Origin of the sequence: Enterococcus sp., from assembly GCF_022711995.1 — a bacterium.
Lineage (GTDB): Bacteria > Bacillota > Bacilli > Lactobacillales > Enterococcaceae > Enterococcus_D.
In genome coordinates, this window is the sequence record NZ_JALAHI010000061.1 from 18,636 (window position 1) to 30,340 (window position 11,705).

The window sequence follows — 11,705 nt, forward strand, 5'->3', positions numbered from 1 at the left end:
CATGAGTGCAATTGAATTTAAAAATGTGAAGAAAACCTTTAAAGATGGCGATACGATGATCGAAGCCTTGAAAGAAACCAATTTTTCCGTTGAAAAAGGAGAATTTGTCGCAATCATTGGACCCTCTGGTTCTGGAAATAGTACGTTTCTAACCATTGCTGGAGGACTACAAGCTCCTACCGCAGGGGAAGTATTGATCAATAATCAGCCGTTCAGTGAACAAAAAGAAAAGAATCGTGCCAAATTACGATTCAAAGAGATTGGGTTTATTCTGCAGGCTTCTAATCTAGTCCCTTTCTTGACTGTGAAAAAACAATTGAAATTAGTCGACAAAGTCAGCAAAGAGGATAAAACCCAGTCTGCCCAAGACTTATTTACCCAATTAGGGATCGATAAATTGCAAAACAAATACCCTGAAGATCTCTCCGGTGGTGAACGTCAACGAGTAGCGATCGCTAGAGCGTTGTATCATGACCCAACAATTATTTTGGCGGATGAACCAACAGCCAGTCTGGATTCTGAAAAAGCTTATGAAGTAGTCAAAATCTTAGCGCAAGAAACCAAAGAAAAAAATAAAGCCACGATTATGGTGACCCATGATACCCGGTTAACTGATTATTGTGATCGGGTGCTTGTAATGGAAGACGGTGTCTTAAAAGAAAAAGAGCACACCAAGTCACAGCAGGATTGATCAACTATCAAGACAAACAAAAGGAGTTCCCATGAAAGAAATAATTGTTGTTGGTGGCGGTGTTGCAGGACTCTCCGCAGCCGTTCGTTTGCAAAAAGCCGGTTATTCCGTCACATTGTATGAAAAAGAAAGTCAGCCTGGCGGCAAAATGAACCAGATCAAAGAAAAAGGATTCACCTTTGATGTGGGACCGACTATTGTCATGATGCCGGAGATTTATCGGGAAATTTTTGAGCTGTGCGGGGTGGATCCAGATGACTATATTCCAATGGAAAAAGTGGACCCAATGCTGCAGCTTTATTTTTCTGACGAAGCCCCTCTTACCTTTTCGAATGATTTGATTGAACTTACTAAAACATTAGAAGAAATTTCCGAAGAGGATGCCCAAGGTTATTTTGCTTTTCTAGCAGATATTTATAAACGCTACGTGATCGCAAAAGAAGCCTTCATCACGAAATCATTCCGAGGATTCTGGGATTTTTATAATCCTAAATCCCTCTGGGCAGGCCTAAAATTGAAAACATTCAATGATGCCTACACCTCTATCTCAAAATTTGTCAAAGATGACCGCTTGCGCAAGTCATTGGCTTTTCAAACCTTGTATATCGGGGTTTCCCCCTATCAAGGGCCCTCTCTTTATACGATCATTCCCATGATCGAGTTGTTCTATGGGGTCTATTTCATTAAGGGAGGTATGTATACATTAGCGACTTCGCTGGCTCGCTTATTTGAAGAATTAGGCGGCGTGATTCATTATGACTCACCGATCGAAGAACTGATCATCGAAAACAAGCGAGCAACAGGGGTACGTCTAAATGGGCACATCCATTCAGCAGATGCGATTGTCTGTGCCGCTGATTTTCCTTATGCGATGCAAGAATTGATCCCAGATGAAAAAAAACGGGGCAAATATACCAATAAAAAAATCAGCCAAATGGCCTATTCTTGTTCGTGTTTTCTCTTGTATCTAGGTTTGGATAAAAAATATGATGCCAATGGACTGCATAGTATCTACTTTGCCGAAGACTTCAAAAAAAATGTCGATGATCTTTTTGAAACAGGGGTTTTACCGGAGGATCCCTCCTTCTATCTCTATCGTCCCACACTAAAAGATGCTTCACTAGCACCCGCGGGACATGAAGGCTTGTATGTGTTGGTGCCCGTTCCCGAACTGTCTAAATTTGATGATTGGCAACCGAGTACAGTCAAGAACTATCGGGATAAGATCATCCATACATTAAAGGAAAAAACGATTTTTAGCGACATCGACGAACACATTGTTTTTGAAACCCATTATACACCGCAAGATTTTAAAGAGCGTTACAATGCTTATAATGGAGCGACTTTTGGATTAAAACCGACGTTGTCTCAGAGCAATTACTATCGGCCCCATAATAAATTTGCTTATGCCGAAGGTTTGTATTTTTGCGGCAGCAGCACTCACCCAGGAGCCGGTGTGCCTATCGTGATGCAAAGCGCAAAGCTGGCCGTAGAGGAGTTATTAAAAGATGATCAATAAAAGTAGGAATCTCTTTGATAAATATTCCGAGGATTTTGCTTCCTGTGAGGAAGTCATCAAAAAACATTCAAAAAGTTTTTACAGTGCGTTTTCACAATTACCAAAAGATAAAGCACGTTCTGTATTTGCTATCTATGCCTTTTGTCGCCAAGCAGATGATGCCATTGATCGTTTCAAAGACCTCACTCTGTTGAATGAACTCCAACATGGCTTACAGCAATTAGAAGCTGGTACTGTTCTCGATGCGCCTATCTGGCGGGCCCTCTCTGTTGTCTTTGCAACCTATGATTTACCTTTCCAACCATTTTATGATATGCTCACAGGACAGAGAATGGATTTGGATTTTCAGCAGCCGGCAACGGAGGCGGATTTAAGTCATTATAGCTATTATGTCGCTGGCAGTGTTGGCTTGATGCTGCTGCCGATTTTATCCAGCAGTGCCGCAGAAATTCAAACCCCAGCCAAGAAGTTGGGGGAAGCGATGCAGCGAACGAATATTCTGCGGGATATTGGGGAAGATCTTGCGATGAATCGACTGTATTTACCTAAAGAAACGATGGAGCGATTTGCTGTAACCCCTCAACAGATAAAGCAAAAAAAGGTCACCGCCTCCTTTATCCGTCTTTGGGAGTTTGAAGCAGAAATAGCTGAAAAACAATATGAGGAAGCAACCCTCATGATGCCTCAAATCGACGAAGATTGTCAGGAAGCATTGATGGCTGCTTTACTGATCTACCGTGAACTATTGACAGTGATTCGTGAGAAAAAGTATCAGGTATTTCTCAAAAAGAATGTTGTCTCTATTCAAAGAAAAGCGTACTTATTGCGTTCTGCCAAACAGCAGATAAAAATCTACCGGAGTGAAAGCTATGCAAGATGAGATTCTAGACGTCGCTGAGCAGTTGTTTATGCAGCAAGGATACAAAGCAACATCAACTAGGCAAATCGCAGAGTTGTTAGGGATTACCCAACCAAATTTGTATTATCATTTCAAGAGAAAAGAAGATATTTACTATGGCGTTCTTGCCAGATTAGCCACCGATGTATCTGAAAACTTATACCGAATCGTGGATGATCCCAGCTACGCCTTAGCGGAAAAACTGCAGCGTATGGCACGATTCTTGCAAAAACGGCATCCATTCAATTTCTACTTAATGATGGATGATATCAAGCACACCGTTTCAGAAGAAACCGCCAGAAAACTTTATCTGATCTGGAAAGAAAACTATCAGCAACCCTTTATCCGACTTTTTCAAACCAGTGAATTAAAATTACGTAAGGACCATTCCTACCAATTTGTTGTGAGTCAAATGTTTATCCTCATCGCATCATACTTAGATTCAGCCGAAAAAGAAACAGAGCTCTACCAGTCAATCGACTTGTTTTTATACGGTGTATTAGCCGATACCCACTAAGAAAATCAGTTTTATCGATAAGGAGGAAGAAAATGCCTGAATATACTGAACTAACCTCATCTGCCGCGATCGTCAATGCCTTTGTCGCAAAATACAATCAGCTTAAAGCTACATATCCAGAAGCCACCATTGAACTTCGTGACGTTCAAGGCCATCCGATCACGGACATCAAAAAAATCAGCAGTGAACTGATTGAGTTGACGATCGCTGACAACCAAGGACCCCACTTGCGCTATATCCACCCTTCTCAATTTGATTTGACCCTAAATGTCAAACAATAATTCATCCGAATAACATAGAGGTTTTCTACGAATCCTACCGCTTCCCACAAGACGCTTTGTTGAGGGCCGGTAGGATTCGTTTTTTGAATCTAAGTCAAATCGGCCCTCTATGCGTTGGTGTTCTCGCTCAGAACAGAAAAAGTGGCAGCCCCAAATCTTAAAGAGGCTTTCTCCTATTTGGGGTTGACGATTCTCTTTGATGGACGAGAAATGCCTCTTGGCGTAAACTAACAGTGATTTACTATCTGGAATCTGGAAAGGAGAAGGATATGTCAAAGAACCGCATCGAGGCCTTTACGGATGCAGTCATTGCGATCGTGATGACTTTGCTGGTCTTAGAACTTCATCAACCTAAAAATGATACTTTTCAGGCATTCTTAGGGATTGAACATCAGTTTATTATCTATCTAATCAGTTTTGTGATGCTGGCGATTTATTGGAACAATCATCATCATCTCTTCCAAGTGACCGAACATATCGATGGATGGACATTATGGGCCAACCATTTACTGATTCTCTCGCTGTCGCTTTTTCCATTCGTGACATCATGGGTCAGTCAATATCCGCTGTCTGCAGCTCCCCAAATGCTCTATGGTGCCGTGATTCTCTTGACTGATTTTAGCTATTATTTATTAGGTCGGGCATTGAGCCGAGAAAGCCAAAACAATCCAGTCATCAGAAAATTATTTCGCCATTACAAAAAGTTGTACTTTACCCTTTTCATCAACTTGCTAGCTCTGCTTCTAGGTTGGCTGATCCATCCATTATTTGTGATTGGTCTGGATAGCATCGTCTTGCTTCTTTGGGTGATTCCCGAAAAGAAAGCTGAACGTTATTTAAATCAATAAACTCTTGCCTCCATCAATAGTCAGTTACCACTACAGCGATCCAAGCACTTGTCTTGCTTCAGTATTCAAACAAAAATCATCCAACGAAAAGCTCTGCTTGTGGCCGTCGTTAGCCAGCAAGAGCCTGCTGTTGGATGATTTTTTATATACTCCTTGGTCCTGAAAGAGAACTCAACGAATCAAATCGACTCCGGGATTTTCCAAAACTTGTTCCACTTGTTCCCGTGTAATCAGGGGCACATCCCCTAACATGGTGTGTGCCAGAACAGCATTAGTGATAGCAAAATTTGCCGTTTTTGCTAACGACCATTTCTCTGCATATCCTAAAAGAATCCCGGCTGCATAGGCATCACCGGCACCAATGCGATCAAGAATCTGCAACAATTGAGGGGCTGTCTCCACATGATCTGTTTTTGTATAAATGATTCCACTGATAAACTGCTTGTCTTCGCTGGCGATTCGTCTCGTTCCGGTGAACCATTCGATGTCGTACTGTGCCATGAACCCGCGGATGATTTGCTCTTCCTCCGCCCCATCAATCGGCAATTGATCGCCAAATCCTAAAAGGCCGTGCAAATCTCTAACAGAGCCAAATACTAGATCACAATAGGGCAAGATCGCTTCATACCGTTCCCTTAAAACTTCTTGCTGCCCTTTTTCCAAATTGAGACTCGGGCGAAAATTAAAATCGAAGCAAACCTTGATTTTCTTCAAAGCTGCACCTTTTGCTAATGCAAGCGCCGTTTGCCAGGTCTCTTCGGTCAGGCTTAATGAAATCCCGCAAATATGCAAAAGATCGATGGTTTCCAAATAGGCATCAATGGGATAATCCTCTGGTTTAGAGACACCAAATGAACTACCGCGACGATTTTGATACGTCACATAAGTAGGACGAGCACCGAATCCTACTTCAGCAAAATAGCTGCCGATGTGGTTGTGGGCTTGTCCAATATAGTCTGTCTTGATGCCATAAGTTTGTAAATTGGCTTTTGCTGCATCCCCTAAACGATTCTTAGGTACTTTCGTCAATAAGGAGGCAGAGAGATTGAAGTGCGCTAAATTCCCTAAAATATTTACGCCCGTTCCAGTAAAATCCATTCGCAAGGAATGGGTTTGCTCCAATGTCCGATATTCAGGCGGTGTCAAGCGCAGCATGACTTCGCCGTATGCACCAATGCGCATCACGATTCCTCCTTCACTCTTACTTCAATGACTCTTTCATCATCTCCAGTAATCGTTTCACATCTTCCGGACGGGTATCTCCTGTTTCTGGATCGATGATCGAACTATAAACGTGAGGAATGATTTTCTTGACCCCTGCATCCACAGCAATCTGCAGGATTTCCGCAAAGTTATCCAAATCAATCCCACCGGTTGGTTCAAGATAGAAATCATGGGCTGCGCAAGCTTTGGCTACCGCTTGATATTCTTCTTTGTGGGCCATTCCTTTCATAGGGAAATATTTGATTGAACTAGCGCCCATATCCTTTAATAAAGCAATCGCTGTTTCAAGGGGCACTTCGGCAGGTTCTGCCTGTGAACTTAATGGTCCTGTGGCAATATTGACAAAACCAACTTTACCAGTTGGTGAAACCAATGCATTTACGATGGTTTCATCTTGTCCAAGCAAAGCCCGCGACGTCGCTGCACCTGTGAATACTTGATTGACATGTTGTGGTTGCAACACACCAGAGATCCGCGAAACCATCTCGCTCTGATTTGGATCACCAGCACCGAGACCAACTGATAATGCATTTTCTATTTCTTCTTGGTATTTTTTCATGTCTTCGATTGCCGCTTCATCTGTGGGATAATTTTTGGAAAGAACGCCCAATAAAATCTTTCCTTCGGCTGCTTCAAAACATTCCTTGGCGTTTTCAACCGAATTCGCTAAAACATTCAAACAAATTCGATCTTCTAAATAAGATGGGGCTTTTTTCATTCTTTTGGTTCCTCCGGATTCATGATTTCTTTTAAACGATTGGCAATCAGCTGCATTTCTGTGTCAGTGACTGCTCGAATATCAAACTCAATAATGCCATGATTCGCTTGGTATTCTCGTGTGTAGATGGCTGGTTCGTCTGCTTTTAATTTCTTGATCACTTCTAGCGCTGTCTGACCGCTTTTGACACGCAGACGAGCACGATAAATATCCCGTCCTGCACCGTCTTGGACAATGTCTGCAGACAAGCCAGCGATTTGATTAAGCGCTGCGATAAATGGTTCTAAGCGCTGCTGCATCGAAGCGCCTGATTCACTTCCTTCAGCCAAGTATTCTTCCACTGCCTGTGTAAGACCTAAGATGTTTTCCTTACCGATTTTCATGGAACGACCGATCCCTTTGGATTGCAGTCTGACCCACTCTACAAGTTCTTTTCGACCGATCACTAAACCTGCACTTGGTCCAGACAACGCCTTCGCTCCGGAATAGATCACTAGATCTGCCCCCTCTTGGATATAGCGAAAGAGATCTTCTTCTGCTGCAGCGTCCATGATCAATGGGAGACCTGCCTGTTTTGCGACTTGAGCAGCTTCTTTGACTGAAAGCATACTTTTTTGTACCGTATGGTGGCTTTTAATGTAGAGAATCGCAGCTGTCTGGGGACTGATCATCTGTGACATATGGTCTGCAGAACACATATTGGCATAGCCTGCTTCAACGACTTGGCCGCCACCTTGTTGAACCATTAGTTCGACCGGGGTGCCATAGTCTACATTGTGCCCCTTTGGCAAGATGATTTCCCGACGCTGAATTTTGTCTGAAAAAGGATGATAAAGGTGGAATAAAGAGCCTTGTCCAATGACTGCTGCCACCGATTGGGCAATTCCGGCAGAGGCAGAAGAAACGATCTGAACATCTTCTACTTGAAGCAGCTTAGCCAAATAAGCCCCTGTTTTAACAGCTAAATCACTCATCTCAAAAAAGTGTTCGCCGCCAAAACGCTGGGCCGCTAAGACCCCTTCACTCACTTTGGAAACGCCTAAAATCGTCATTTTTCCGGAAGCATTGATGACTTGCTTCAAGCCAAGTTTAGTTACATTCAGTGTCATATACTTTTCCTCCAATAATGGTCTTCAATGGAATGATCTGTCGATCAATGATCCGCCGGTTGCCATTTGAATCAATCAATTCTTTGGCTGCATCTTTAAATTCAAAAATTGTAAAGTCGGCATCTAATCCTTCTTCGATGGCACCTTTTCCGGATAAATGAAACTGACGGGCTGGCGCGACTGTCACTTTCTCAATGATTTCCTGCCAACTATAACCGATAACGGCTAACTTTTCCATCGTCGTCGCCAAATCATAAACCGGTCCCTTGGTCCGATTTCGAATGTAAATATCACTACTGATAGAAGCAGCTTTCAAGTTAGCAGCAAGTGCTTTTTCTGCGACATGAAAATTGAAACTATCTGTACCATGGCCAATGTCAAAGACAACTCCGCGTTCATACGCTTGCCAAACAAAGGATTTGATTATATCTTGCTGAGGATCCAAAATGCCATTGTCTTTGCCGTTAAAGCAATGGGTCAGAACATCCCCTTCTTCTAAACAAGACATGATCTCCGACAAATCGGGGGGTGCAGAACCGATGTGGACCATCAGTGGCAGACCGGGGTGTTCTTTCTGGATGTTTTTTGCTAATTTTAATGGGGTGATGCCATTGTCGCCAATCACCGTCTTACTCATTCTGGCTTTCAACCCGACAATGAAATCAGGAAATTCATTTAAGACTTTTGTGATCTGATCTCCTTTGATTTTGGATAGATCGGCTAACTCATCTTGTTCCACAATACCCCATTTGGAAATATTGACCAATGCAAAGACATTCGTCTTGGCTGCTTGCGCATAGTCATAGAAGCGATGGATATTTTCCGCTCCTGTCGTTCCCGCATCGATCACTGTCGTTACGCCTTTGGCCACACCGATCTGATCGGGATAATCATAATACAAGCTCATTTCTTCAAAACAATGGACATGATCATCGATCCAGCCTGCCGATAGATACTGATTCGGAAGCAGTGTCCACTCCCTTTGTGAAGGCGCTTCGATCGTTTTTGCGATCTGGCAAATTTTGCCTTGCCTGATCCCAATATCGAAAACCTCTTCATTGAGTGTACGTGCCTGGCGGATAATCATATCCAACATGTTAATCATTCCTCTCGGTAAATTTAAACTTGGTCCATGGCTGAATAAATGGCAACAACAAGTGCTCTGTAGCGACGATTGATCCGACTTTATTTTTTCGTGGATCACGATGGGGCGTCAAGACTACTTGAAGTTCATTTTTGTACTTGCCGAAATCATTGTTGCCGATCACGATGTCTCCCGGTTGAAACTCTTCCAGATTGTCATGGGCAGGATTATCAAACTGCTTGTATTTTTTGCGAACTTCGGTTGATCGAATCATCCGATCGGTAATATCCCCACGACGATAATGCTGCTCTTTCAGAAGGATCTCACGCTCGCAATCATTACACTCTGGTGAAAATGTTACCGAAAATTCTGTTTGGTAACGATTGATGGCGCCTAGTGCCGCAAGTTCTGCTTCTGAAGCATAGGCATTGCCAATAATCACATCATCGATCAATCCAGTCGCAAAGAGGTGTTTTGCCGCAATTTCTACTGGTAAATGCCGATGCATTTCTAATGTTGGTAATCCATCATTGATATCCCATGGGCCAATTTTTGCGGATTGAGATGTAATAAACGCGGCAGTCCGAATGCCTTTTGCTTTGAAACGCTGACTGCATTTCTCGAAGAATTCATAAGGCAGTCCTGTGCCTTCTTGAGGATAGAAATTATGACAGCCATATAAGAAAGGCAAGTTGGCTTGATAGGTCAAAATGTTGTCTAAATAGGCGACATCATTGCTCATGTTCAACTCGATGGCCAATTCGAAGGGATTGTAAGTCAGCATCGCTTCTTTGCTACCATCGAAGCCTAGATCTAAACGGATCCCATCCGCACCTAATTCATGGAAAAAAGTCAAATCATCGTATGAAATTTCCAGCTCTTCAAAGATTGATGGCGCAACATCCAAAATCGTTTCATAGCCAAGGGATTTGGCAAATGTCAAAATCTCTTTGAATTTCTTGCGCACCATTTCTTTTCCATCGGTCACTTCCAGCATACTCATAAAAATTCGGCTAAATCCGTAGCGTTGCGCCAATTCCAAATACGCTTTGTCTTCTTCACTATTGCTGTGATCTGGATAAATGGAAACTCCCAGTTGTCTTTTCATTTTTTTAACTCCTTCTGCTCACCAAATTGAGAAAATTTTGTGATCAACAACGTACTGCAACCAACACTCAGTGTTGTTAAGCACACAGGGGCAATTGTTGTCCGTCCTATTGCTAAAGTAGCAACGACTAACAAGACTAGGGATCCGCCAATAAGGGTCCGCAAGCGAATCCCTTTGATAAATGCCCCGTTTCTTGCTAACCAAATCTGTAATCCGAGAAATAAAAAACATGCATAGATAATCGTCATTTTGTTACCCTTTCTTTTGAAACTCAGCTTCTTCTTGCATCATTTCTACTAATGAAAGACTTCCTTTCACTCAATTGATTTGCCATGCGGCAGCTTGGTGCTCGCTGCCGCATGGCACTCCTCTCAAAGCACCTAGCTGTGGTCACTTAGCGGTCATCGTTTTGAAGATTTTTATTATCGCATTATCGCAAGGAACGCCTAGGAATTGATTATTGTTGAGCTTCTTCTTGTTCACGATCCAATTGTTGTTTTTCAAAAACTTTAAAGAATGGATAGTAGATCGCTAATGTGATCAAAAAGTTGATGACAACGAGAATTCCCGCAGCCACACTCCAGTTGGTACTCATCCAAGCAGCGATCGGTGCCGGAATGGCAAAGCCTAACCGAGCTGCCATCATTGGAACGATCTTCGTTGTTGTCGCAAAGTAAGAAATCGTTGTAGTGATCAACGGTGCTACAAGGAATGGAATTCCCAGAATCGGATTCATCACGATAGGCGCCCCAAAAATGACTGGTTCATTAATATTGAAAATACCTGGTAAAATCGACAGACGACCTAATTGTTTCAAATATTTTGATTTTGAGAATAAGAATAGAACGACAAGTGCTAGCGTCGTACCTGCGCCACCGATCCAAACAAACCATTGTAAAAATTGCTCAGTAAAAATATTTGGTAGTTCATGGGCATTACCGGATACTTGAAATGCTTCCATATTTTCTGCAATGGAGATATCCCAGAAAGGACGAATCACTGGCCCCATGATTGCTGGACCATGAATACCAAGAACCCAGAAGAAACAAATCAAGAAAACCGTCAATAAACCGCCAAACAAACTATTACCTGCTAAAATGTCTTTCAACGGCATCAAAAGGTTGCTTAGGAAACCATTGATATCAAAGCCGATGATGTGGCGAATGACCCAGAACAAGACAAGGATCACACCTCCAGGAATCAATGCCATGAAGGAATTGGTCACTTCAGGCGGTACGCCATCCGGCATTTTGATGGTGATGTTTTTGACAATAAAGAAGCGATAAATCTCCACTGATAAAATAGCCGTAACGATCGCACCAAACAATGAGCCAGACCCTAGATTAGCGATATTGATAAATCGTCCAGCGTCGATCACGCCTTCCACCGAATCAAAAACTCGAATAGGTGGGGCTGCCGTGATCAAAAAGGACATCGTTGCCAAGATCCCTGCTGTCAGTGAATCCAATTTGTAACTTTTTGCCAGTGAAGAGGCAATACCAAAAGTAGCATAAAGTGCCAACAAGCCAACGGTATAGCGAAACGGAATATCCAACACTTCACGATATGGTTCAATAAATGCTGCAACTGATTCAATAGGAAAATTTAATAGTATCGTGAAAAAGGAACCGACGATAGTCAGTGGTAGTGTGGCAATAATTCCTTTCCGTATCGCCACCATATGTCGTTGCATCCCCACCTTGTTTGC

13 protein-coding genes are annotated in these 11,705 nt (G+C 42.7%); 6 read left to right on the forward strand and 7 right to left on the reverse strand.

The window, feature by feature from the left end; all coding sequences use genetic code 11:
- The first annotated feature begins 1 nt into the window (after position 1).
- From Q0A12_RS06200 to Q0A12_RS06225, 6 genes are all read left to right on the forward strand, one after another.
- The gene (locus tag Q0A12_RS06200; RefSeq protein ID WP_291291792.1) at positions 2 to 691 is read left to right on the forward strand and encodes an ABC transporter ATP-binding protein; all 690 of its coding nucleotides are present in this window, start codon (positions 2 to 4) and stop codon (positions 689 to 691) included.
- A gap of 31 nt (positions 692 to 722) precedes the next feature.
- The gene (gene crtI / locus Q0A12_RS06205) at positions 723 to 2,210 is read left to right on the forward strand and encodes a phytoene desaturase family protein (protein WP_291291793.1); all 1,488 of its coding nucleotides are present in this window, start codon (positions 723 to 725) and stop codon (positions 2,208 to 2,210) included.
- Positions 2,200 to 3,090, forward strand: coding sequence for a phytoene/squalene synthase family protein (locus Q0A12_RS06210; RefSeq protein WP_291291794.1), 891 nt, complete (start codon positions 2,200 to 2,202; stop codon positions 3,088 to 3,090). The genes crtI and Q0A12_RS06210 overlap by 11 nt, the downstream gene beginning before the upstream one ends.
- Positions 3,080 to 3,625: a TetR/AcrR family transcriptional regulator gene (locus Q0A12_RS06215; RefSeq protein WP_291291795.1), complete on the forward strand. Its 546-nt coding sequence runs from the start codon at positions 3,080 to 3,082 to the stop codon at positions 3,623 to 3,625. The genes Q0A12_RS06210 and Q0A12_RS06215 overlap by 11 nt, the downstream gene beginning before the upstream one ends.
- Before the next feature lie 32 nt (positions 3,626 to 3,657).
- The gene (locus Q0A12_RS06220; protein WP_291291796.1) at positions 3,658 to 3,906 is read left to right on the forward strand and encodes a hypothetical protein; all 249 of its coding nucleotides are present in this window, start codon (positions 3,658 to 3,660) and stop codon (positions 3,904 to 3,906) included.
- 269 nt (positions 3,907 to 4,175) lie between these two features.
- On the forward strand, positions 4,176 to 4,754 hold the full coding sequence (locus tag Q0A12_RS06225; RefSeq protein ID WP_291291797.1) for a TMEM175 family protein: 579 nt from the start codon (positions 4,176 to 4,178) through the stop codon (positions 4,752 to 4,754).
- Positions 4,755 to 4,925: 171 nt separating this feature from the next.
- On the opposite strand, the gene Q0A12_RS06230 is transcribed toward Q0A12_RS06225, so the two are convergent.
- The 7 genes from Q0A12_RS06230 to Q0A12_RS06260 form a co-directional block, all read right to left on the reverse strand.
- Positions 4,926 to 5,939, reverse strand: coding sequence for a sugar kinase (locus Q0A12_RS06230; RefSeq protein ID WP_291291798.1), 1,014 nt, complete (start codon positions 5,937 to 5,939; stop codon positions 4,926 to 4,928).
- A 16-nt stretch (positions 5,940 to 5,955) separates the two neighbouring features.
- Positions 5,956 to 6,696 carry a KDGP aldolase family protein gene (locus Q0A12_RS06235; protein WP_291291799.1) on the reverse strand — a complete coding sequence of 247 codons (741 nt, stop codon included), beginning with the start codon at positions 6,694 to 6,696 and terminating at the stop codon, positions 5,956 to 5,958.
- Positions 6,693 to 7,805 carry a DgaE family pyridoxal phosphate-dependent ammonia lyase gene (locus tag Q0A12_RS06240; protein WP_291291800.1) on the reverse strand — a complete coding sequence of 371 codons (1,113 nt, stop codon included), beginning with the start codon at positions 7,803 to 7,805 and terminating at the stop codon, positions 6,693 to 6,695. The genes Q0A12_RS06235 and Q0A12_RS06240 overlap by 4 nt, the downstream gene beginning before the upstream one ends.
- On the reverse strand, positions 7,786 to 8,901 hold the full coding sequence (locus tag Q0A12_RS06245) for an amidohydrolase/deacetylase family metallohydrolase (RefSeq protein ID WP_291291801.1): 1,116 nt from the start codon (positions 8,899 to 8,901) through the stop codon (positions 7,786 to 7,788). Before Q0A12_RS06245 ends, Q0A12_RS06240 begins: the two co-directional genes overlap by 20 nt.
- 1 nt (position 8,902) lies before the next feature.
- The gene (locus Q0A12_RS06250; protein ID WP_291291802.1) at positions 8,903 to 9,997 is read right to left on the reverse strand and encodes a MupG family TIM beta-alpha barrel fold protein; all 1,095 of its coding nucleotides are present in this window, start codon (positions 9,995 to 9,997) and stop codon (positions 8,903 to 8,905) included.
- The gene (locus tag Q0A12_RS06255; RefSeq protein ID WP_291291803.1) at positions 9,994 to 10,245 is read right to left on the reverse strand and encodes a hypothetical protein; all 252 of its coding nucleotides are present in this window, start codon (positions 10,243 to 10,245) and stop codon (positions 9,994 to 9,996) included. Before Q0A12_RS06255 ends, Q0A12_RS06250 begins: the two co-directional genes overlap by 4 nt.
- Positions 10,246 to 10,454: 209 nt before the next feature.
- On the reverse strand, positions 10,455 to 11,705 hold a 1,251-nt coding region (locus tag Q0A12_RS06260), incomplete at its 5' end, for a PTS transporter subunit EIIC (RefSeq protein ID WP_291291804.1).